The 25164-nt window shown below is 38.8% G+C and carries 21 protein-coding genes; all 21 read left to right on the top strand.

The window, feature by feature from the left end:
- Window positions 1-3: 3 nt before the first annotated feature.
- The gene (locus M1K58_RS12300) at window positions 4-2241 is read left to right on the top strand and encodes an O-antigen ligase family protein (protein WP_256759158.1); all 2238 of its coding nucleotides are present in this window, start codon (window positions 4-6) and stop codon (window positions 2239-2241) included.
- 40 nt (window positions 2242-2281) lie between these two features.
- Entirely contained in the window at window positions 2282-3211 is a 930-nt protein-coding gene (locus M1K58_RS12295) for a glycosyltransferase family 2 protein (protein ID WP_256759653.1), read from the top strand.
- A gap of 13 nt (window positions 3212-3224) precedes the next feature.
- Entirely contained in the window at window positions 3225-3710 is a 486-nt protein-coding gene (locus M1K58_RS12290; protein WP_256759157.1) for a hypothetical protein, read from the top strand.
- A 70-nt stretch (window positions 3711-3780) separates the two neighbouring features.
- The gene (locus M1K58_RS12285) at window positions 3781-4560 is read left to right on the top strand and encodes an ABC transporter permease (protein WP_256759156.1); all 780 of its coding nucleotides are present in this window, start codon (window positions 3781-3783) and stop codon (window positions 4558-4560) included.
- 15 nt (window positions 4561-4575) lie between these two features.
- A complete protein-coding gene (locus M1K58_RS12280; protein WP_256759155.1) occupies window positions 4576-6219 on the top strand; it encodes an ATP-binding cassette domain-containing protein in 1644 nt (547 codons plus the stop codon).
- 38 nt (window positions 6220-6257) lie between these two features.
- A complete protein-coding gene (locus tag M1K58_RS12275) occupies window positions 6258-8564 on the top strand; it encodes a methyltransferase (RefSeq protein ID WP_256759154.1) in 2307 nt (768 codons plus the stop codon).
- A complete protein-coding gene (locus M1K58_RS12270) occupies window positions 8557-9399 on the top strand; it encodes a glycosyltransferase (protein WP_256759153.1) in 843 nt (280 codons plus the stop codon). The genes M1K58_RS12275 and M1K58_RS12270 overlap by 8 nt, the downstream gene beginning before the upstream one ends.
- Before the next feature lie 14 nt (window positions 9400-9413).
- Window positions 9414-10520 (top strand): glycosyltransferase, encoded by a 1107-nt coding sequence (locus tag M1K58_RS12265; protein WP_256759152.1) that lies wholly within the window; start codon window positions 9414-9416, stop codon window positions 10518-10520.
- 27 nt (window positions 10521-10547) lie between these two features.
- Window positions 10548-12872 (top strand): hypothetical protein, encoded by a 2325-nt coding sequence (locus M1K58_RS12260; protein WP_256759151.1) that lies wholly within the window; start codon window positions 10548-10550, stop codon window positions 12870-12872.
- Window positions 12873-12933: 61 nt separating this feature from the next.
- Complete coding sequence (rfbH, locus tag M1K58_RS12255) at window positions 12934-14493, top strand: lipopolysaccharide biosynthesis protein RfbH (RefSeq protein WP_256759150.1); 1560 nt, start codon at window positions 12934-12936, stop codon at window positions 14491-14493.
- Window positions 14490-15287 carry a glucose-1-phosphate cytidylyltransferase gene (gene rfbF / locus M1K58_RS12250; RefSeq protein ID WP_256759149.1) on the top strand — a complete coding sequence of 266 codons (798 nt, stop codon included), beginning with the start codon at window positions 14490-14492 and terminating at the stop codon, window positions 15285-15287. The genes rfbH and rfbF overlap by 4 nt, the downstream gene beginning before the upstream one ends.
- Window positions 15284-16348, top strand: a complete 1065-nt coding sequence (gene rfbG / locus M1K58_RS12245; RefSeq protein ID WP_256759148.1) for a CDP-glucose 4,6-dehydratase — start codon at window positions 15284-15286, stop codon at window positions 16346-16348. Before rfbF ends, rfbG begins: the two co-directional genes overlap by 4 nt.
- Before the next feature lie 26 nt (window positions 16349-16374).
- Window positions 16375-18147 (top strand): thiamine pyrophosphate-binding protein, encoded by a 1773-nt coding sequence (locus M1K58_RS12240; protein ID WP_256759147.1) that lies wholly within the window; start codon window positions 16375-16377, stop codon window positions 18145-18147.
- Window positions 18144-19085: an NAD-dependent epimerase/dehydratase family protein gene (locus M1K58_RS12235; RefSeq protein WP_256759146.1), complete on the top strand. Its 942-nt coding sequence runs from the start codon at window positions 18144-18146 to the stop codon at window positions 19083-19085. Before M1K58_RS12240 ends, M1K58_RS12235 begins: the two co-directional genes overlap by 4 nt.
- Window positions 19072-20013, top strand: coding sequence for a glycosyltransferase family 2 protein (locus M1K58_RS12230; protein WP_256759145.1), 942 nt, complete (start codon window positions 19072-19074; stop codon window positions 20011-20013). Before M1K58_RS12235 ends, M1K58_RS12230 begins: the two co-directional genes overlap by 14 nt.
- Window positions 20014-20038: 25 nt before the next feature.
- Window positions 20039-20449 carry a GtrA family protein gene (locus tag M1K58_RS12225; protein ID WP_256759144.1) on the top strand — a complete coding sequence of 137 codons (411 nt, stop codon included), beginning with the start codon at window positions 20039-20041 and terminating at the stop codon, window positions 20447-20449.
- 218 nt (window positions 20450-20667) lie between these two features.
- Window positions 20668-21582, top strand: coding sequence for a glycosyltransferase family 2 protein (locus tag M1K58_RS12220; protein WP_256759143.1), 915 nt, complete (start codon window positions 20668-20670; stop codon window positions 21580-21582).
- A 128-nt stretch (window positions 21583-21710) separates the two neighbouring features.
- The gene (locus M1K58_RS12215; protein WP_256759142.1) at window positions 21711-22454 is read left to right on the top strand and encodes a sugar phosphate nucleotidyltransferase; all 744 of its coding nucleotides are present in this window, start codon (window positions 21711-21713) and stop codon (window positions 22452-22454) included.
- 23 nt (window positions 22455-22477) lie between these two features.
- Window positions 22478-23035 (top strand): dTDP-4-dehydrorhamnose 3,5-epimerase, encoded by a 558-nt coding sequence (rfbC, locus tag M1K58_RS12210; RefSeq protein ID WP_256759141.1) that lies wholly within the window; start codon window positions 22478-22480, stop codon window positions 23033-23035.
- Between the two features lie 8 nt (window positions 23036-23043).
- Window positions 23044-24060, top strand: a complete 1017-nt coding sequence (gene rfbB, locus M1K58_RS12205; protein WP_256759140.1) for a dTDP-glucose 4,6-dehydratase — start codon at window positions 23044-23046, stop codon at window positions 24058-24060.
- 3 nt (window positions 24061-24063) lie between these two features.
- Window positions 24064-24924: a dTDP-4-dehydrorhamnose reductase gene (gene rfbD, locus M1K58_RS12200; protein WP_256759139.1), complete on the top strand. Its 861-nt coding sequence runs from the start codon at window positions 24064-24066 to the stop codon at window positions 24922-24924.
- Window positions 24925-25164 lie beyond the last annotated feature (240 nt).

Here is a 25164-nt window from a genome sequence, read left to right as displayed (position 1 = left end):
CAGTTGAGGAAGCAGAATACCGTTAGTGCAATGGAATGGTTTGCTTGGGTGATGATTGGGATACTATTCTTGATCGCAAGAAACAATAATGGAATATTTCAAGGCATTGGTTTGCACTCAGCTGGAGTGAACCTGATTTATGAGAAGCCAATTATTTATAGTCTCTTTCTTACAACTGCTGTTGTTGTATGGATCGGAATTCATATGTTTCATAAGCAGTTCCAACTAGAGCGTAGAATGGTTTTTGCAGCCATTGCATCTTTGATGTGTATCGTATATGTGATAAGTAGTTTTAATGCGGAGTCACCTTTTCTAGCACAGTACGGCGTGTTAATAAGCTTGATGGTCGTAATCTTCTTTATTGCAGGAACATTCTTCATTCAATATGATCGTCTTATTATTCATTTTCCAAAGATGTACTTAATCTTCGGGTATATTGTCGTTATCTATGGTTTTCAAAACCTATTGGGTAATGCGTATCTGTTAGACTCGCTGTCTTTCATCGATGGAATAAGGATCACATCGATATTCCAATATGCGAATGCTTATGCGGTGCTGCTCCTGACCATGTGGATCGTTATGCTAGTTGAGATCATTAGATCCCCTAACAAATGGTTCCGTATGTTACATGGATTCATGCTTGTGCCTGTTCTTGTGTCATTCTTGCTCACGTTGTCTCGTGGTGCTTTAATTGTACTGCCTGTCGTAGCGATAGTGACATTGCTCATGTTTAAGTTCAAGCAACAAGTGTTGATTATTGTGTATTCTGTCGTGGGAATGGGATTATCCTTGTTGATCTATACTCACCTAGAACAAGCGGGAACGAAAGTGTTTGAGCGTATTCAACAGGCTAGGGCAGAACAAGTTGCTTTTGATACGAAGTCCGTCTTCTCTTCCCCAGCGATAACGTCTTGGCTATACATAATAGGTGTTTCAATCATCATGGCAATATTTTTATATTTAATCGTGAAGTACGTTGAACCACGTATTACAAGTAGAGTTGAGAAAATAACATCAGTATGGATCGATAGAGTAGTACCGATCTCGTTGATTTGTGTATTCATCATTGGTGCAATTGCAATTACTAGTGATTGGATCACACAGCTACTCCCAGCGATTATACGGACTCGTGTTGAGGATGTTAACTTTCAGACGCACTCCGTGTACGAGCGATTAACGATGTATAAGGATGCTATCGAAATTTGGAAGGGTAGTCCGATCATAGGTAGTGGAGCTGGCACATGGGAAGCTGTATATGAGCAGCATCAGAGTTATTCCTATCAGAGTGCACAAACTCATGGATATTTAACTCAATTATTAATCGATGTAGGTTTACTGGGGATTATAGTCTATTTTGGATTTATCGCAGTAATTACATTCGTTTATATTCGTTACTATCGGAAGGCGAATGAGACAGAACGTAATAAGCTAATCTTTTATTTTATCGTTCCGATGACAACTCTAGTTCATTCCTTAATTGACTTCGAGATGAGCTATATTTTGTATATGGTGCTTGTCTTCCTATGCTTAGGGGTTATGGCAGGAACACAACGTCAACCGTTAGGGAGTTCACTGAGCAAACAAGCTAGAGTCAAGATCAAGTGGGGAGCTTGTGCTATTGTTGTGGCAATTATAATGGTCATTGCCATTCCTTCGAGTAAGCATCTCAATTCCATCAATAAAATGAAGCAATCAGAGAGTGATATGAGGAAAAATGTCTCGTTTGATATCATCGTTCAGACGCTCAAGGACGGGTTGTCACAAGATAAGAAGAATCCCGTGCTGCTTCATCAGCTGACGGCTTTGAATTATGATGCTTATTCTCAGACACAAGATAAGAAGTATCTAGATACTGCGAATGAGTATCTGATCAAGCTTAATAAATATGAGCCTAATTATCGTCCAGCTGTTGAGATGGGATATTCTATAACCGCAAGTCTTGGCGAACGTGATAAGGCCATGGATATCTTGTTAAATGATATTAAGAGATATCCGTTTGATCAATCTCTCTATAACATTGCAGCTAGCGAACTATTAAACAAATGGATAGTACTTCAAGCTGCGGGATCATCGGATCAAGAGGTTGTAGCCAAACATATCATTGATCTCCATGAAACGATGAAATCTTATGAGCAGAAGATCATTGACCTTCCGGATACGATTACTTTGCTCAATAGGTTCGCTGTTAGTGATGTTGTTCGTGAGGCTGCTAGTAAAGTGCAAGAACAACAGGGCAATTGATTATTAGTTACTGGTAATTTTCATTGGGAGGTGAACAAACATTCGTATTTCAGTCATTATACCCACCCTCAATGCTGAACCGTACATTAAGAGACTGATAGAAAGATTAAAGAAACAAACGGTAAAACCGTATGAGATCATCGTTGTCGATTCAACGTCGGATGATCAGACTGCTGATATTGCACGTACACTGGGTGCTACTGTGCTTTCAGTTGATCGTAGATCATTTGACCACGGGGGTACACGAAATTATGCGGCATCACATGCGACGGGTGATGTGTTTACATTCATTACTCAGGATGCAATACCAGCGAATGAGCAATATTTGCAAAACATGATACAGCCATTTGAAGATACTGATGTTGTAGCTGCATACGGAAGGCAAGTCTCAGTTGCGGATACCAATGTTCTTGAAAGAATGAATAAAGAATTCAACTATCCGCCGGACCCGATGAGAAAAAGCCTTGCCGATGTGAAACGATTGGGGATCAAAACATTTTTCTTTACTAATGTTTGTTCAGCAATTAGGAGTGCAACCTTCCACAAGGTAGGGGGATTCCCATCTCCGATCGTTGTCAGTGAAGATATGATTATAGCTGCTAAATGCATACTAGCTGGTTATACAGTAGCCTATGCTGCAGACGCACAAGTCTATCACTCGCATAACTACACATTAAAGCAAACCTTCACTCGATACTTCGATATTGGCGGATCTATTAGGATGAATAAATGGATACTAGAGTATACCCCTGCAGAAGGTGAAGGAGCACGTCTGATGAAAACTCAACTTAGTCGGTTGATTAAACCACGGATGTGGCGATGGCTGCCTAGGTGGGTTGCAGAGTCAGCAATAAAGTACTTGGGATATCGGATGGGACTCATCCATCATGCCCTTCCACGGGTAATTCGTCGGAAATGTAGTATGCATCCTCTCTTCTGGGATCAAAAAGAAACGACAAAATCAATGTGAGGGAGATGGGAATATGAAATCAAATTTCCTGAGGATTTCTGCAATTATAGTGTTGGTTATTGTTATAGGTGGTCTAGGTTGGTATCAATCGGTAGAGGCAGACAGTTCATCATCCCCGGGGAATGTCGATGATCCGATTGTAACTAAGAGCTACGTTGATCAAATTGTGGCGAAGCTAGTTAAGGAAGAGTTGGATAAGCTAGGTTCAGGTGGCTCAGGATCGTCTACTAAGTTAGAAGTTGTTACTGTGCCTTGGGGCAGTAAAGTAATTGTTGAAGATGGTGGAGAGCTGATTGTACGCTCGGGTAAAGCGATTGCCTATAGTACAGATGCGAATGGCCTTTCTGATATGACTGATGGTCTGGATATTGCTCCAGGTAAGGCTGTTGCTGCCAACCACCTGATATTGTTCCCTCGAGGAGGACGCGGCGTTGAGGCGGATCCTAAGCAGGCTAAGGGATTGATTGTGCTTGTTCGTGGGGCTTATAAGTTGCAGTAACAAATATGTCATTTTTTGATGCATAAGTTTATTTTTATACAAGAACTAACAGAAGATGCGGGGTTCATCCATGATAAAAAAAGCAATTGCTGTGCAAAGCAAATACGGTTTTCTTCTCTCTCAATTGGTAAAAAGAGATTTTAAGACAAAATATCGAAGATCTGTGTTGGGTATATTATGGAGCCTGTTAAATCCACTTCTTATCATGGTTGTACAATATTTGGTATTCTCTACTTTATTCCGCTTTGATATTCCAAACTATGCGGTATACTTACTCAGCGGCATAGTTATGTTCAATTATATGTCGGAAGCTACAACGCAATCTATGACTTGCATTATTCAAAATGCTTCGCTAATAAACAAAGTGTACATTCCCAAATACATTTATCCGTTTTCTCGTGTATTATCAACTGGCGTTAACTTTTTATTATCCCTCGTTGCTCTTTACGTGGTGATTATTGCAACTGGAATGGATATTACTTTTTCTCACTTAGCTATATTGTATGGAGTAGCTTGTATGTTTGTGTTTATACTGGGTGTTTCTCTATTTTTGTCTTCGTTAATGGTTTTCTTTCGCGACACACAATTTTTGTATAGCATAGTATTAACGATATGGACTTATCTCACACCTATTTTTTATCCGGAGAGCATTCTCCCGGCTTATATGATGACTATCATGAAATTTAATCCGATGTATCATTTTATTAGATTTATCCGTTTTATAGTACTACACCAAGGCATTCCAGATCCTAAAGCTTGGTTGTTCTGTGCACTATTTGCAATAATATCGCTTTCAATTGGTGTAGTTGTATTCAAACGAAATCAAAGTAAATTTATTCTTAATTTGTAAGGAGAAGGATTCATTTTGATTGAGCTAAATAACGTGTCTATGAAATTTCGCATGGCGAATGATCGAATTATGAGTCTCAAGGAATTTGTTGTTAAGAAAATAACAGGTCAAATTGTATACAAAGAATTTGTTGCATTAAATGAGGTTTCTTTTACGATACAAAAAGGTGAAGTCGTAGGTATTATTGGCGGTAACGGTGCGGGTAAGAGTACTCTGCTAAAAATTATTTCAGGTATTTTAACACCAACAGAAGGTAATGCGAAAGTAAGTGGGAATATTGCTCCGTTACTGGAACTGGGTGCCGGCTTTGATATTGACCTGACGGCAAGAGAAAATATTTTTCTTAACGGTGCTGTGCTTGGGTATTCCAAGAAATATTTAACTGAAAAGTATGATGAGATCGTTGATTTTTCTGAATTGCATGAATTTATGGATGTTCCAATCCGAAATTTTTCCTCAGGAATGACAGCGAGATTGGCGTTTTCAATTGCGACTCTTGTTAAGCCGGATGTATTGATCGTCGATGAGATTTTATCGGTTGGTGATGCTAAGTTTCAACATAAAAGCTCCAAGAGAATGCGAGAATTAATAAATGGTGGAGCGACGGTCATATTAGTATCTCATACCATTGAGCAAATTCGAGAAATATGTACCCGTGTTGTTTGGTTAGAAAGAGGTAAGGTAAGAATGATAGGGAACACGGAGGAAGTAATAAATTCATATATGAGTTACGTTAACGTTAGCTCGCAGGAAGAGTCCAATCCTACTGATTTATTGAAGTATACAGAAAAGTTGTATACACCAACGTATATTAATAAAATCGATAACCAGTACTTCATTGTTGATTGTTGGCACCATCGTGTTATTTATAATGACAATCTACTTGACCCCATCAAGGACTGGAAAACAATGAACGGTTACTTTAGTATACCTCATTCTATCGCAAGTGACGGTCAGGTTTATCTGGTTGAAGATACGAAAAATGATAGAATAAAAGTTTTACGGAAGATGGGGAATGCTTTCAACGAAACACAACAAATCGGGGATATTGGTGGTCAACCTAATAAGGTTATTTATGATAGTGTTCACAAGCGATTCTACGGTATATCAGCTTCAACGCAAGAGGCTTTCGTTTTAAAGAATGATGGAAAAGACATTATTGTAGAGAAAGTAGTTAGGCTAGACTATTTAGGAACAGCTTATGTAAGGGCACTAAGTCTAATAGATGGAAACATTTATTTCGTGTCTGGTCCGGGCAAAATTACAGTTGCAAAATCATCAGATTTGTCTTTTGATTTAATCGGTGAATATATAGTTCCATTCGAACTCCAAGGAATGAATGACATTGCAAAAATAGGTTCTTATTTCTACCTTAGTGTATACCAGAATGGAAACGGGGATATAAAGCCTAGATTGGTAAGAGTGAAAGATTTAAATCAATTATTGAATAGTTATGAGGATGTTTATAGCTTACTCGAGTTAAAGGGAGTCCCATACTACTTTTCGTTTATCGATGATAGAGTGTTTTTAACGGAAATCGATACCTATTCAGCGATTAGATCATTTAAGGTAGTCGATGACCAAATTGTTGATTTGAAGGTCCATTATGATTGTGGCTCATCCGATGAGTTCTCACGAAAAAGACGCAAAATGAAATAACGTGTGAATAATTGTTTGTAATGTAGGAGGAGATTGGTGTGGCGAAGCTTAATTTCGATTATTATGAGCCAACAACTGACGCTGCGTACTCCGATGGCGATATTGAGAATGAGTTACTACATTATGCAAAAAGTGGCAATTGCGATTGGTATGGGGATAGCAGGTGGCCAGTCGTTTATCATATGTCTCATCTGAGGCACAACATACTAAATTGGTTTCCGTTCAAGGATAACTGCAGTATATTGGAAATCGGCGCTGGTTGTGGTGCATTGACGGGGCTGCTTTGCGAGAGAGCGCAAAGAGTGGTGGCGGTAGAATTAACGAAAAGGCGTGCGGAAGTAAACTATGAACGTCATCGTCACTATAACAATCTTGAAATTGTAGTATGCGACTTTCAGAAGATTCCTTCTAAGTGGAAATTTGACTACGTTATTGTTAATGGAGTGCTGGAATATGCAGCCTACATGCTCGACGGCAAGCAACCCTATGAAGATTTCCTTAGAATTTCAGCGGAGCATATGAATCCTAATGGGAGAATGTTGCTATCGATTGAAAATAGGCTTGGCTTAAAATACTTTGCTGGAGCGAAGGAAGACCACACTGGCAAATATTTTTCAGGTCTTAACGGTTACATTGATGGTGAAAGAGTGAGAACTTTCTCTCAAGAAGAACTGTGTGATGAGATTAACAAAGCCGATCTGAATGCATTGAAGTTTTATTATCCTTATCCGGATTATAAATTTCCCGCCGAGATCTACACCGACTCCACGATTAATGAAATGATGCCAACAGTCCCCAATTATCCATTAGATATGTCCAGAACCAAGCTATTCGAAGAGAGATCTATGTATCGATCACTAATGAAGCTAGGAGTAATGGACAAGTTCTCTAACTCGTTTTTAGTTGAGATCGCATCGGCACAAGATGAATTACCTACAGAAATGGCTTATATAAAGTTAAGTGCTAATCGAAACGAAAGATTTCGAATTGCCACTTATTTCAAGGAAAATGAAAATAAAGTTCATAAGCAATCTTTATGTTCACAGGCAGAAGATCATTTAACATATATGGAGCGGTTTAGCGCTTTTGATTATGGTTTTAGCCGTATTCTGAACATTGAGAGTCAGGAAGAAGAAGTAGGTCACCTTACATTTCCCTTCATCGCAGAAGAAAACTTTGAGGATACACTACTTGCTGCTTATAATAGTGGGAATATAGATGAGGGTGTTTTGCGAATATTAGAGGTGAGAGATACATTATTTGCGGATATTCAGTTGCAAAAGCAACCTGATTCTGAGGAATTTAGAAATGTTTTTGGTGAAACATACTGTCTAAAGGAACTACGGTGGACGGACAACGCTAATGTCGATATGATATCCGGAAATATGTTTCTAATAGATAATCAATATCATGTAATTGACTACGAGTGGCATGTTCCATGCAAGGTGCCTCAAGAGTTTGTTATGTGGCGTATGCTTAAGCAGTTTATTGATGATCACGATTTAGGTGAAATCATCACCAAATCTATGCGCCACTCAATAATAAATATTGATGAACAAACAGAAAAATGTTTTTATGAATGGGAATCTCATTTCGCGAGAAAATACGTAGGGATAAGAGATTTGTTTGAACTTTCCCAAGAAACAGTCCCGATCGACATAGAGCAAGCTGTAATACAGCAAACGAAAGAAAAGGTGCTAGAAAGCACCTTATTCTTTGATTTGGGTAATGGATTTACGGATTCAGATTATGAAAGATGTTATGCGAAATATTCGGAAACTGGTTTTATTGCAACGTTTACTCAAGAAAAATTAAGTAACGCAAAATTGCTAAGATGGGATCCACTCGAAGGTAATGCTTGTTTCATAAAAATACAAAAAATAGAAACTGACGGCTTAATATCTGATGTTGTTGCAATAAATGCCGAGAGATACTCAGATGAATTAGGCTATGAATTCTTTACATTCGATCCTCAGTTAAATATTACGGGGGACTTTTCGAATGCAACATACTTAAAGGTGTGGTTTACCTGCCATATTTTGGATTGGACTCAGGGATATCGGCGCAGAGAAGAAGAAATAAGCCTCTTACGTCACAATAATGAAGAACAAGCGGCGGTTAATCAGCAATTGTTAGAACAAAACGATATGTTACGTTTGGAAATTGAAACTAAGCAGAATGAATTACAAGATGTGCAACACGAACTGAACAGTGCACAGATCGAATTGCAAAACACACAAGGTAATTTGCAAGACATAGTTACCGAGTTGAATGATCATCGGATAAAATCGATGGTAAAAGTCATGATATATGGCGGTATTATTAGGAGGAAATCTGATGAGTAAAGTCAGTGTGATAATGCCTTGCTATAATGATGGAGCTTACATAGAAGAGGCGATTGCTTCGGTATACGCACAATCCTATAAAGACATTGAATTGATCATTGTTGATGATGGATCTGATGATAAACATACATTGGAGATATTAAACCGGATATCCAGTTACAATAATGCTATAATATTGAAGACTGATCGACTCCGTCCAACTGGTGCGCGTAATGCGGGTATAGCTATAGCAACTGGCAAGTATATTTTACCCTTAGATTCGGATGATAGAATTGAAATGGATTATATAGAAAAGGCAGTAAAGATATTAGATGATAATGAGCGAATTGGTGTGGTGTATTGTTATGCGGATCTTTTTGGTGAATCGAGTGGTAGATGGGAACTTCCTGACTATGCTATAGATAAGATGCTGATAGATAATATAGTCTTTGTTACCTCCTTGTTCTATAAAGAGGATTGGGAAAGAGTTGGCGGATTTAAACTAAATATGAAACACGGGATGGAGGATTATGATTTCTGGTTGTCAATACTGGAAATAGACCGTGAGATTTATCAAATTCCTGAAGTGCTTTTTCATTACCGTATTAAGCCGACCTCGCGGACGACCGAATTTTTAAGCAATATCAATAATGTGCAACAAACATATCGTGAAATCTATCAGAATCATCCTCTGCTATACGAGAAATATAAGGATAAATATGCGATGCTGCTTAGAGAGACGCTAATAGAACAGATATTCTTAAATAGAGCATTACAGAAAAGTATCGCGATACTAGAGAGACTCAAGCGCATTCCCATTCTTAAATCGATTATCAAGAAACTTATTATGAAATAAAAAGAGGTTAATACATGATAATATTCACTTCTATATGTGCGAACTATGTGCATAAAGCTCGTGCGCTGGCAAAATCAGTTAAAGAAAACATTCCAGATGCGACTTTCGTTGTTTGTTTGACAGAGCGCGAAGTATTGCCTCAAATCGAGTATCCGTATTTCGATAAAATTGTGTTGGCCAAAGATGCTTGGGAAGGTAACTTCGATAGATTTATTTTTAAGCATGCGATTGTGGAAGCTTCGACATCAGTGAAAGGCCAATTTTTCCGGTATTTGTATGAAACTTATCCGGAGGAAGAGAAGTTTGTTTATCTCGACCCGGATATATATGTCTATTCCGACTTTTCTGAGTTAAGGCTACTTTTAGATACACGCCCCATCGTCTTATGCCCTCATTTATTGGATCCTGGGAATATTGACATGGAACTTTCTAGTACGGCACATGGTGTATATAATCTGGGGTTCCTTGGTGTTAATCGTAGTCAAGAGGCGAGAAAGTTTATTGATTGGTGGGCGGAGCGTCTATATTTATTTTGTTATGACGATAAGGCAAATGGTATTTTTACGGATCAAAAATGGGTTGATTTGGCGCCTTGCTTTTTTGATGTCGAAATATTCAAGCACAGAGGGTATGATTTTGCCCCTTGGTCTCTGCTGAACTGCGAGATGACCGAAGGAAACGGGGATTTCTACGTAAAAGGAGACCCACTGCGTTTTATCCATTTTTCCGGGTATGGAGATTCAGCGCAAAAATGTATGCGCGACTGGCTTCCGGAAGGGGAGCACCCATTTAAGAAGCTTTATGCGCAATACTCGAAAATCCATGACGCCAACAATTCAGATTCGATCTCTAAAACCCCTTGGTCTTATAACTATTATGTTACAGGTGAAAAAGTAGATGATGCGATTAGAGTCGCGTATCGCAAAGATTATGATGTGATGTTCAGCGTAGAAAATCCTTTTGGATTGAGCAACGCTTATTTTGGTGACAAATTAAATGCAGGTAAATTTATCAAAAAATCAAAAAGCGTATGGTTAAAATCGGTCGATATTATTCGTACTCAGGGCATTAGCGCGTTTACTAAAAAAGTGTTGAAAAAAATGAGGAATGTCATTAAATGAAAGTAACAGCGAAAGCGGAGGTATGATGTGAAGAAACATAAAACAAAAATTAAGTACGGAGTATTAATTACGGTTTTCATTGCGATCTTTTTACACTTTTTCTTCAATAACCGTTTTTACGTTCCGTCCGAACTGACTATCCAATCCAGTGCTACTGAATCGACAACCGCGAAGTTGTATTGGGATAGCGGATCGGGATTCAACGAGAGAGAAAGCTATGCATTTGTCCCGTATGAGATAAAAAAATTCGAAAAAAAGCTTCATGATATTGAAATTACTCGATTGACAGATGTGAATCCAGAGTCTGATGCAAGTGAAGTGTGGATCGATAGTATAATTTTGGATGGAATGAATTCCATAGATCTAAAAAATGCAGTGGTTCCTGGGGAAAGTCATATTAATGACAGTGGGAAATTGGTGCTTGACAAACCGGATGTAACAATTAAAATCTCGGAGACGTTTGAAAAGCTCGATATTGTTTTTTTCCACCATCAATGGGCAGGGAAAGCACTAATTTCAATCGATGGAAAGAAATATACAGAAGATCTCTACTCGGCGAATACGGTATCCAAGCAGGTGTCATATGACAACGGAGCGCTGCCAGGAACAGTAGAGAATAAGTTCGCTCTCCCTCAACTAGATATCACGGCGTTAAAATGGGTGTTCGCAAATGAGAGCGTGACGGTTGATGATGTTACTCTAGTTTCCGGCAATGGTACTGTTGCTATGCCCATACCTGAATCATCAATTAATGGTACAACGATCTTTATGGATTCGGTAAATTTGAATACAGCGTCATTTCACGCCTATCTGATGATCGTGCAATTGCTGACCGCAGCAGTCATAACGGTAGCCTTATTTTACCTCTGGTCATATTTGGAGAGAGTCAGAAAAAGTAATCTTAAAAATACTCTTGCTTATATTTTCATAGGCGAACGGCGCTGGTTCTTTTGGGTGTTGTTCGTGTTATCGACTGCCGTTTTTTCCTTGTGGCTCTTAGGACAGTGGCCAGGTGTTATGACCGTGGATAGTTATCATTTTACGTGGCGTGAGATCAAGACGCTTCAATTTGAAAATGTAACACCATGGATCTATAATCTGTATGTTTTGGCATTGACCCAGTTATATGATTCGCCTGTTGTGGTCGGGATGTTTCAAATCTTAATTACTTCACTACTAGGCTCACTGATTTTATATTTTTGTTATAAAAAAGAAGCGAACAAATGGATCGTATTCGCTTGTGCGGTGTTGTTTATAACCTCAATACCTGTAGGTGTATACAATATCACAATGTGGAAGGATATCCCCTTTAGCACACTGATGCTCTTTTGGGGGTTTATCATTTTTTACTTTTATTATAAAAAAAGGTATGAAGGCACTCAAGTTAACTTAAATGTGTTTCAGCTCGGAATGTTTGCGATTTTATTTTTTTTGGTATGCACGTTAAGACAAAATGGTCTTGTGCTCGTAGTTGCTATTCCAGCGATCTTGTTCTTCTTCAAATTATTTACAAGAAAGAATTTTTGGCAATTCTCGGTTGCAAGTTGCATTATCTTTTTAATTTATTATATTGTGACTCCAATGATTGCGATAAATACTGTAGGAGAAGTAAGTTCTTTTTTCTCTAAAACCTATAAAGTTTCACCACTTTCGGCAATCTATACGTCTAAGCATTATTATTCACCAACAGCTGGAGACGATAAACTACTCATTAATAGGTGGATGACAGATGAGGAGTTGAGACAATACTATACGCCTGTTATGCAAGCGGACACTGTTTCTTACATGATGGGCAAATGGTCCGCGATGAGTCCGGATGATCAATCGCGATTGGCAAGTCTCTATATAACACGCAGCTTGCAAAATCCGCATATTTTTCTCGCGGATCGCTTATCCATGACGTTAGGGACAATGGGTTTATCAAGTAATGTATTCATTACGACGAACGCCCTTCGAGATGCCGAAGTCGATAAAAGCGCTTGGAGACCAATTGAAGCATACCATCTTACGAATAGCACTAAATCGAAGTGGTTGGAGAAAATCGAGAATAAAATAATTCAGACATCGACTTGGTATACAGGGGATTTCCCCATCCCATTCTTAATATTCAATACTTTGCCGGCGTTTCTTATTTTGGCAGTGGTATTGTGTTTCTTTAGGAAAATACCGGGCGCAGCCCTGTATTCAACTCTTTTCTTGTATAACATGCCATTTTTGTTCGTGGCCCTTTCAACTGCTGAGTGGAGATATTTCTATTTCATATTGTTGGCTGTGTACTTTGTGTTCCCGATCATCTCTATGGAGTATCGGTCTAATAAGAAGCTTCAACAGCCTAGTCTAACATCCGCATAAGAACAAAGGATTTCGTCTGTATTTGTCGAATTTAAAACAGAAAAATGGAGAGTTGAACATTATGATCAGAGTGGGAAGCGTTGTGAATACGCAAAACAATTGTCTGGGTGTCGTTATTGAGGAATTAGCAGATATGTTTACCGTGATAATGGCGAATAAAGATGGCGCTGTCGAAAATGATTTTCAATTGTCCTTACGAACGGAAGATGAACAAACATTACTTGTTGATATAAGGAATAAAAACAGTATGCCAGGCGGAGGTTTGACCTTACACGGTGCCGTTATCGCTAATGACTTAGAGAAGTTACTAAGAAAAGATATACTGTCAAAAGTCGATCTTTACTATCATCTGTTCCATGAAAAAAAGGACACATTCGATCCTAACTCGGATTCTTTGGCTTATGGAGGGCGTGTATATGATGAGCGGGAGATGATGAGTCTAGTTGATTCATCACTAGATTTTTGGTTGACTGCTGGTCGATATAACAAACAGTTTGAAAAAGAATTCGCTGAACACCTTGGTGTGAAGTATGCTTTATTGACCAATTCGGGGTCATCTGCAAATCTTTTGGCATTTTCGACATTGACTTCCCCAAAACTAGGTGACAGAAGAATAACACCAGGTGATGAGGTCATTACTGTAGCAGCTGGATTTCCGACGACGGTTGCTCCAATTATTCAGAACGGCGCGATCCCAGTTTTTGTGGATGTCGATCTAGGCACATACAATATTATGATTGATAGAATTGAATCGGCAATTACAACGCGGACAAAAGCGATAATGGTGGCACATACGATGGGCAACCCATTTAAAGTCGACAAAATCATGGAGCTAGCGGAGAAATATGGGCTTTGGGTCATTGAGGACAATTGTGATGCGTTAGGTTCCAAATACAACGGAAAACTAACAGGGACTTTCGGCCACATCGGAACATCAAGTTTTTATCCTCCTCATCATATGACGATGGGTGAAGGTGGAGCGGTATATACGAATAATGCCCAATTAAAGATGATCATAGAATCCTTCCGTGATTGGGGTCGAGACTGTTGGTGTCCTTCTGGCTGCGACAATACATGCAAAAAGAGGTTCGGATGGCAGTTAGGTTCATTGCCAGAAGGTTATGATCATAAATATACGTATTCGCACATTGGCTATAATCTTCGAGTAACTGAAATGCAAGCTGCAATAGGTGTTGAACAACTGAAAAAAGTGCCAAGTTTCACCCAAGCAAGGAAGAACAACTTTAATAGATTGCTAAACGGGCTGGCTGATTTAAACGAATACTTCATACTTCCTAGAGCTACAGAAAATTCAGATCCAAGTTGGTTTGGTTTTATCTTAACGATTAAAGATCACGGAAAATTTTCAAGAAATGAAATTGTAAATTATCTTGAATCGAATCGAATTCAAACAAGAATGTTGTTTGCGGGGAATTTGATTCGTCAACCAGCATTTGAAAATGTGAATTATCGAATTCATGGGGATTTGAATAATACCGATAAAATATTAAACGATACTTTTTTAATTGGCGTATATCCAGGGTTAACGAATGAAATGATCGATTATGTGATTGCTAATATAAGAAGTTTTATAGACAATCTAGGGGGAAATAATCTATGAAAGTCGTTATTTTAGCGGGTGGATACGGCACTAGAATTAGTGAGGAGTCCCATTTAAGACCTAAACCTATGATCGAAATCGGTGAAAGACCTATTCTTTGGCACATTATGAAACAATACTCCCATTATGGGTACAACGACTTCATAATATGTCTAGGTTATAAAGGTTATTTTATTAAAGAATATTTTACTCATTACTTTTTACATGAATCAGATGTGACGTTTGATTTTAGAAATGATAATCAATTGATTACCCATCATCATTCAGCAGAGCCTTGGAAAGTAACATTAGTAAATACGGGAATAGATACGATGACTGGGGGACGAATTAAAAGAATTCAACCTTATGTGAATAATGAGCCATTCATGCTAACCTATGGAGATGGCGTATCTGATGTGAATATTAGTAAGCTAGTAAACTATCATAAATTACATGGAAGAACTGCTACTGTCACCTCTGTGCAGCCTAGTGGTAGATTTGGCGCATTAGATATTTCGGAAAACAATGAAGTTAGAGGGTTCCAGGAAAAACCCAAAGGAGATGGCTCTTGGATTAATGCTGGCTTCTTCGTGTTTCAGCCTGAAATTTTCGATTATATTCAAGGTGATTCAACCGTTTTTGAGAAGGAACCCCTAGAAGGTGTTGCCAAGAAGGAAGAATTAATGAGCTACAAGCATGATGGATTTTGGCAACCTATGGATACGTTGAGAGACAAGAATCATTTGGAACAGTTATGGAAAAGCAACAAAGCTCCGTGGAAAATTTGGGAGAATGTGTTGGTGAACCAACGATGATCAATCAGCAATTTTGGGAAAATAAGAAAGTATTCGTTACAGGACATACAGGCTTTAAAGGGTCATGGTTATGTATGTGGCTTTCAGATTTGGGAGCCAAGGTAACAGGGTTTGCCCTGCCACCTTCAACAAATCCCAGCCTTTTTGAATTATGTAAAGTAGAAGAATTGATTGAAAACCATCATGTAGGTGACATTCGGGATTTGGATTTCTTGATTAGCGCTATGAAACAAGCGTTGCCTGATATTGTAATCCATATGGCTGCGCAACCCTTAGTTCGAGAATCGTATAAAAACCCGGTTGAAACATATTCAACGAATGTGATGGGGACTGTTCATATGCTAGAGGCCGTTAGACAATGTAAATCTGTTAAAGCGGTATTAAATGTTACCACAGATAAATGTTATGAGAATAAAGAATGGGTATGGGGATATCGTGAAACTGAACCATTGGGAGGTTTTGATCCCTATTCCAGCAGTAAGGCTTGTTCAGAGTTAGTTACAAGTGCATATAGAAATTCATTTTTTGGTCAAGAGAATTCAGTAGCAATTGCATCAGCGAGAGCGGGAAACGTAATTGGTGGTGGAGATTGGGCAAATGATCGATTAATACCGGATTGTGTACGTTCGTTGCTTTCGAATCAAACTATAAAAGTAAGAAATCCAGATTCTATTCGGCCATGGCAGCATGTTCTTGAACCTTTATCCGGATATTTAATGCTTTTGCAGCATTTATATGAGGGCGGATCCAAATATGCTGATGCATGGAACTTTGGTCCGTTAGACTCAGAAGCTAAACCTGTGAAGTGGATTGTGGAAAAAGTTATCAGCAGTTGGACGCCAAAAATCAATTATGAACAAGACACAGGCTCTAACCCGCATGAAGCACATTATTTAAAACTAGATTGTTCTAAGGCCTTTTACGAACTAGGCTGGCAGCCAAGGTGGAGCTTAGAATTTACGATTGAACAAATATTAGCATGGACGAGAGCCTATATGTCAAAGAAAGATATGCGGGCATTTAGTTTGGAGCAGATAAAAGAATATACAACGTGGAAGTAATCTGACATCGAAATGGAGTTGATAAGATGAAGCTTTCTGATTATGTGGTGGACACATTAGTTGAGGAAGGTGTATCGCACGTATTCGAACTTATTGGAGGGGCGATTGTTCATTTATTAGATTCCATTTCATATCGAGATGATATAGAGTGCGTCTCAGTCCGACATGAACAAGCTGGGGCATTTGCTGCAGAGGCATATGCTCGTTTAAACGGTAAGCTGGGAGTCGCTATGGCTACCAGCGGTCCAGGGGCGCTTAACTTAATGACAGGGATCGGAAGCTGTTATTTTGATTCCGTACCCTGCTTGTTTATTACAGGACAAGTGAACACTTATGAATATAAATTTGACAAACCTGTCCGGCAAATAGGCTTTCAAGAAACAGATATTGTCAGTGTGGCTAAGCCGCTAACCAAATATGCGGAACTTGTTACAGATCCGTTAAGGATAAGATACTGTCTTGAGAAAGCTATTTATATGGCACAAAGCGGTCGACCAGGGCCGGTTTTATTGGATATCCCTATGAATCTACAAAGAACAAATATTGAACCAGATACTTTAGAAAGTTTTTACGATAGCGAAGAATATGCAAGCATGGAAGTAAAGACGACAAAATCAATCTCTCAGGAATCAATTCAAGATATTATAAGGCTGATGTGTGAAGCTGAAAGGCCCGTCGTTCTCGCTGGCGGTGGTGTTAGATTAAGCGGAGCCCAGAACGAACTGGAAGCATTTCTAGACTCTACTGGTTTTCCTATGGTCAGCTCATTGATGGGGGTTGATGTAATTCCTCATGATCACCCATCCTTCTATGGGCTTATCGGTTCATACGGTAATCGCTACAGCAATCTTACTCTAGCAAATTGCGATTTATTAATTATTCTAGGATCAAGATTAGACAGTCGACAAACAGGGACTAGACCGGACACTTTTGCTAGAAGTGCAAAAAAAATTCATGTAGATATAGATCAAAATGAGTTTAATAGTAAAGTCCAGGTCGATATTAGTGTTGATTTGGATATTAAGATATTTTTGACAGACTTAAATGAAGCGTTGCAAGATTACAAGGGAAGTCAAATAGATGAATGGTTGAACAAAATCAAAGAATACAAAATGAAATATCCTACACGTTCAGACGCTGAGTCCAATAAAATTGAACCGAATCGGTTTATGGAACAACTCTCTGCAAAATGTGAAGAGGATTTGAGTATTTGTTTGGATGTAGGGCAGCATCAAATGTGGGCCTCCCAATCGTTCAATTTAAAACGTGGACAGCGATTATTGAATTCAGGCGGTATGGGATCGATGGGTTTTGCGTTGCCTGCTGCGATAGGGGCTGTTCTTTCTTCAGGAAAGGCTGCGCTTGTTATTGCCGGAGATGGCGGCTTCCAAATTAATATTCAAGAACTGGATACAATCGTTAGAATGAATTTGCCAATAAAAATTGTAGTCATGAACAATCATTCATTAGGCATGGTACGACAGTTCCAAGACCTTTATTTTAAAGGCAGGAAACAATCGACTACCTCTGCGAATCCTAGTTTTATTGAAATCGCAAAAGCATACCGTATTCCAACATATCAAATATCCGTAAATGATGACGTTGATCCGGTTCTATCTGAGGCGCTAACTTTAAACGGGCCGGTTTTCATTGAAGTGTTATTGGAAAGTACGACTACCGTGAATCCAAAGTTAGTCGTTAATCGACCAATTGAAGACATGTCGCCACATTTAGAACGACAAGAGTTGAAGAGTCTGATGATTATTGATTTGGTGGAAGAGATGGATATACCTAAATGAAAATAGCTATATTGGGTGCGACTGGACATATTTCTAAAAATATCATTGCCGGAATGATAAGAAACAAGAAATATAAACTATACCTGTTCTCTCGAACTCCTGATCGCACTAAGTCTTTTGTAGATCAGTTGGGAAGCAATTATGTAGTTGATATATTATCATATGGTGATTTTCATAACCATAATTATGATGTTGTTATTAATGGAGTAGGTATTGGCAATCCAGGATCCCTTAAGCAAGATGTATCGGCTATTTTCAGACTTACGGAACAGTTTGATAATTTAGTGCTTGATTATCTTCAAGGTTCCCCTGACACAATATATATCAACTTGAGCAGCGGAGCAGCATATGGATCATCGTTCAATGATCCGGCAAATATGGATACTTTGGCTGCAATTTCTATAAATAATGTATCATCAAAAGATTACTATAGTATTGCCAAGTTACATTCAGAGGCAAAACATAGAAGTCATCCAGACTTGCACATTGTAGACTTAAGAGTTTTCGGTTTTTTTAGTAAGTATGTGGATATGAATGCAAGTTTTTTTCTGACCGAGCTGGTTAGTTCAATTAAAAGTAATCGAGTGTTTGTGACAAATAGAGTGAACATAGTTAGAGATTATGTGCATCCCGATGATTTATTGCAATTGATTGAGCTATGTATTGAAAAACGAAGGATTAATACAGCTTATGATGTATGTTCTTTGAAGCCAGTTCCTAAGTTTGAACTGCTGGATTTTTTTGAAAAGCACTATGATGTTAAATATCAATATACCGAGCATAATGAAGCTTCGGTAACTGGAATGAAAATCAATTATTACTCTCAGCATTTCAATGCTAATGAAATAGATTATCAGCCTCGATACACATCTTTAGAAGGCATTCATCAGATTTACAAATCGATTATGGATGAGGGTACTGTTAATGAAGAGGATTAGTATAGTCACTCCATGCTTCAATGAGGAGGATAATGTAGAAGAGTTATACAGCCAGGTGAAAGAGATTTTTAATCAACTCATTGGTTATAGCTATGAACATATATTTATAGATAACGCATCCAAAGATCGAACTGTTAGTATTTTAAAGAAAATTGCAAGTGAAGATAAAAATGTCAAGATTATTGTAAATGCAAGAAATTTTGGACACATTCGTTCTCCTTATCATGCTTTGTTAAAGGCATCTGGAGAAGCTGTTATTTTATTGGTTGCTGACTTGCAAGACCCACCTTCGATGATTAAAGATTTCATACAAAAGTGGGAAGAAGGGTTTAAGGTTGTTTTAGGAGTTAAGCACCAAAGTGAAGAATCCTCTGCCATGTTTATGATAAGAAAAATGTATTATAACTTTATAAACAAGGTTTCTGAAATCGAGTTGACTAAGAATAATACCGGGTTTGGACTGTATGATAAGCAGATTATAACGATATTAAAGGAAGTAAATGATCCCTATCCATATTTCCGAGGTCTTATTTCTGACATAGGCTTTGAAAGCTATAAAATTCAATATGTACAGCCTGCACGTAAAAGGGGAATTACCAAAAATAATTTTTACACTCTCTACGACATTGCAATGCTAGGAATTACGAATCATTCAAAGATACCATTAAGAATGGCGGCGATACTTGGATTTGTTATGTCAGCGGGCAGTTTCCTAGTTGCTATTGGTTATTTACTAGCAAAACTAATTTTTTGGAATTATTTCTCTGTGGGTATTGCTCCGCTAGTTATTGGTTTGTTTTTATTTTCTTCTGTTCAACTGTTTTTCATTGGGATTATCGGCGAGTACATAGGATCTATTCATACACAAGTATTAAAAAGGCCGTTAGTAACAGAGAAGGAAAGAATTAATTTTTCTGAAGAGTCTTAATGGGAATAGTGATGGGGGATTAGGCGTGGGTGTAGGAGAAGGTATTAATAAACTGTGGATGAAAGTTAAGGAAGCGGAATTTCAGAAGTTTATTATAGGTGGATTACTCAACACGCTGCTTGGATATTCGCTATACTTAGTTTTATTGTTGTTTATGTCTTATAATGTTTCTTATGTGCTCTCCTTTATTATTGGAATATTGATTTCATACTTGATTAACTCTTTATTTGTTTTTCGGGTACCGTTATCATTAAAGAAACTCTTATCTTTTCCGATTGTTTATTTGGTGCAGTTAGTTCTCGGATATCTTCTTATGTACGTTATCATTGAGCTTTTAAACACGAATGAGAGGGTAGCGCCGTTGTTGGTAACCATTACAACCATACCTGTTACTTTTATGCTAAGCAAGCGAGTGATTAAGGGTATTGATCAATAGCTACTAGACATCCAAAATGAAAGACATCATTCTTGCAGGCGGAATGCGACCCCTTATATTTCTACCAACCAATGTGATCAACAAATATATACTTCTAATTGGTAAATACCCAATGTCTACAACCTCCAGCAAGCAGATATTGTAGAGATAATAACGAAATAAAATATTTGAGTCGTATTTGTTATGATGTCATTAGAAGCCGTCTTGAGGTGACAAATATGGATAGGGTTCAAGTGTTGATGTCTACATATAACGGCGAGAAGCATTTAACTGAACAAATCGTAAGTTTAAAAAATCAAACTTCAGTACAAATGAAACTCCTTATACGAGACGATGGTTCTTCTGGGGAAACTCAAAAAGTTCTATTGTCCTTGAAGGATAATTCATTATCAATCACATTAGGTTCAAACGTGGGGATAATTGACAGTTTTCTCGATTTGTTAAAAAAAGCATCTGAGGATACTGATTACTATTCCTTTTGTGATCAGGATGATGTATGGAAGCCGAATAAATTGAACCGGGCGCTATCCCACTTAAAAACAATCCCACCCAATATTCCTGCAATGTATTGTTCCAGAACGGAATTGGTAGATGAGAACCTAAATCACCTCGGATATTGGCCACCAAGACCACGAAAGAATGCTTTATTCGCTAATGCGATCATTGAGAATATTGCGGTAGGATGCACTGTTGTTATTAATAGTGCTGCAAGGAAGTTGATTTTAAGTAGAGTTCCCGATTCTAGCAAGGTCATTATGCATGATTGGTGGATCTACTTATGTATATCAGCTTTTGGACGTGTCATATATGATGATGAGCCAACTATAATGTATAGGCAACATGATTCCAATAGCATTGGCGGAACTACGAGCTTTGTTCAAAAGTGGTCAAGAAAGTTAATGAACTTCAGTAGGAATCGGAAGCGACAGTTACTTCGAAAACAAGCGCAAGAGTTTTATCGTTTATATTGTGAAGACTTATCGAAGGACAAAAGGACATTGATTGAAAAATTCTTAAACAGCAATTCATCATTATATAAACGAATAAGTTATTGTTGGAAACCGGGATTATACAGACATTCAATAATTGATAATTCTCTATTTCGTATAATGTATTTATTAAATGTGATATAGAGGGATTGCAATTTGAATTGTGTAAACGATGTTGGAGAACTGTGTTGTTCTCCAACATCGTTTACATTAACTGGTGAAAACTAGTTATAAGGTTTTTATTGAGGAATAATGACAAGGGGCGAACCGGAATGAAAGGAATAATTCTTGCTGGAGGGACAGGTTCACGACTGTTCCCGTTAACCAAAGTAACCAACAAACACTTACTCCCAGTTGGGAAGTATCCAATGATTTTTCATGCAGTATCAAAATTGAAGGCTGCAGACATTAATGATATCTTGATCGTCACAGGAAAAGACCATATGGGGGACGTCGTTAACTTACTCGGTAGCGGTTATGAGATGGGAGTCACATTTACATATAAAGTGCAAGATGAAGCAGGAGGTATTGCCCAAGCGCTGGGTCTGGCAGAGCATTTTGTGGGAGACGATTCTATGGTTGTCATCTTAGGCGATAACGTATTCTCCGACAGCATCGCTCCTTTCGTTGACAGCTTTGTGAAACAAGGTAAAGGCGCAAAGATTCTTCTGCAAGAAGTGCCTGATCCGAAGAGATATGGTGTTCCAGAGCTTCACGGAGACCAAATTGTATCTATCGAAGAGAAACCTAGTCATCCGAAGAGTCACTATGCGGTTACTGGCATATATATGTTTGATACGAACGTATTTAACGTCATCCGGACGTTGAAACCATCAGGTCGTGGGGAACTGGAAATCACTGATGTAAATAATGCTTATATTGCTGCAGGACAACTGAAGTATGATATTCTGCAAGGCTGGTGGACGGATGCTGGAACACACGCATCGTTAACACATGCAAATGAACTAGCAAAGGATTTGCTCTTCGGAGAAGAATTCGGGAAATTGAAATTGTAACAAGATGAGATAGGGGGATTGAAATGAAGGTTACTGCAACTAAGTTACCAGGTCTGAAACTCATTGATCCAGCCGTGTTCGGAGATCATCGCGGTTTCTTTATGGAATCCTATAGCTGGCGGGAATTTGCTGATAACGGTATTGATCGTACGTTCATTCAGGACAACCACTCCTTATCTGTAGAAGCGGGTGTGCTGAGAGGACTTCACTATCAATTAAACCCCAAAGCCCAATCCAAATTGCTACGGGTAGCTTCCGGAGCGATTTATGACGTGGTGGTGGACATTCGACGAGGCTCACCTACTTTTGGACAATGGGAAGGATTCATAATTACTTCCTCCAACAAACGACAATTATTTGTACCTCAGGGATTTGCGCATGGTTTCTGCACATTAGTGCCGAATACAGAGGTGTTATATAAGGTTGATGAGTATTATTCACCGGAAAATGACCGTGGGATAGCTTGGAATGATCCTGCACTCTGTATTGAATGGCCATTACATCAGCCTATACTCTCTGATAAAGATGCAGAGCATCCGGTATTGGCCGATGCAGAAAATAATTTCGTATACGAAGGGTGACAACTCTGATGAAATTGCTCGTTACCGGCGGAGCCGGTTTTATTGGCAGTAACTTTGTTCATTATATTTTGCAGGAGCATCCTCAAGATGTAATCGTTAATGTGGACAGTTTGACTTACGCGGGTAATTTGGAGAATTTACGATTGGTCGATTCCAATCCGAACTATAGCTTTGTCAAAGCAGATATCACAGACCGTGCTGCACTAGAGCCATTGTTTGAAGCAGGTATCGATGTAGTCGTGAACTTCGCTGCAGAATCTCACGTCGATCGAAGTATATTAGAGCCTGATGTATTCGTACGTACGAATATCATGGGAACACAAACTCTACTTGATCTTACCAAGCAATACGGAGTAGCGAAGTTTGTCCAAGTGTCTACGGATGAAGTTTATGGCACGTTGGGTGATACTGGGCTATTTACGGAAGAGACACCTTTGCAAGCTAACAGTCCTTATTCTGCGAGTAAAGCTGGAGCTGACCTGTTAGTTCGAGCTTATCATGAAACTTTCGGTCTTAATGTGAATATTACTCGTTGTTCAAATAACTATGGACCTTATCAATTTCCAGAGAAGCTTATCCCACTTATGATCCAGAATGCTTTGGCGGACAAATCGCTTCCAGTATACGGTGATGGGTTGAATGTGCGCGATTGGCTCTATGTGGAAGATCACTGCAGTGCGATTGACCTTGTTATAAGAAAAGGTCGCAGTGGAGAAGTTTACAACGTAGGTGGCAACAATGAGCGTAATAATATTCAAGTCGTTAAGACGATACTGCAAGAATTGAACAAGCCAGAAACGTTAATTAGTTATGTACAGGATCGTCTAGGACATGATCGTCGCTATGCAATTGATGCAACGAAAATCCGTGATGAATTAGGTTGGACACCGAAATATAACTATGAGTCAGGTATTCGCAAAACGATTCGTTGGTACTTGAGCAACTTGGAATGGATGGAGCAAGTACGCTCCGGAGCTTATCAACAATATTATGAAAAACAATATGGACAACGTTTGGGAGGTTAACGGATGGGCGCGGGAAAGGTTACTCTGCTAGTAACAGGAGCAAATGGTCAACTAGGACAAGAGTTGATTAGGCTCGGAAATGATCAGGTAACCATTGTTGGATATGGCCGCGATCAGCTTGATGTAACGAACCTCTCACAATGTCGAGAGATGGTTGCTGCAGTACGACCTAACGCTATCATACATGCAGGTGCATATACCGCTGTGGACAAAGCGGAGACAGAACCAGATGAAGCTTACCGAATTAATGCGATGGGTACACGCAACCTGACCCTTGCGGCAAATGAGTATGGTGCTAAACTCTGCTATGTGAGTACGGATTATGTATTCGATGGGACATCCACAGAGCCCTACAACGAGTATGATAATACGAATCCACAAACGGTATACGGAAAGTCAAAGCGTGCGGGAGAAGTACTTCTACAAAGTCTAAGTAATCAATATTTTATCGTGAGATCGTCTTGGATATACGGTAAATACGGTAATAATTTTGTGAAAACAATGCTAAAGCTGGGGTCCGAGCGGGAGTATGTATCGGTTGTTCACGATCAGCTCGGCTCCCCGACATATACTTATGATTTGGGACGTTTTCTCATTGAGCTTGTACAGACAGAAGCATATGGTATTTATCATGCGTCGAATACAGGAACTTGCTCTTGGTATGAATTTGCCCAAGCTATTTTCGAGGAGAGTAACATGTCCATTAGGACAGAACCGTGCACAACGGAGGAATTCCCTAGACCGGCGCCTCGACCTGCCTTTTCGGTAATGGATCATTCAGCTATTCGTCAGAATGGGTTGACGGATCTGCGTCCGTGGCGTGAGGGATTGAAAGCTTTCATGAAGGATCAAATACTTGATTAGGGCTTCTGATGAATCTCAAGTAACTGTATGTATCGTTACATACAATAGTGCTGTGGATAACGCATCTATAGATCGCTCTGCTTGTTCGAGATCCTAAAGTATTAGGTGGGAGTTGGATTAACTTGTTGCGTCTAATGCCTTTGACTTGGAGCAAGCGCAAAGAAATTAAGTCGAAGATTCGAAATTAGTTAAACTGCGAAGACAAGATAATCAAATTCCGCTCCTCCTACATTTTCCCCC

Origin of the sequence: Cohnella sp. WQ 127256 (assembly GCF_024519285.1) — a bacterium.
In the GTDB taxonomy this organism is placed as follows: domain Bacteria; phylum Bacillota; class Bacilli; order Paenibacillales; family Paenibacillaceae; genus Cohnella.
Note: the sequence above shows the minus strand (reverse complement) of the source record. Positions and strands in the feature narration are given on the sequence as shown.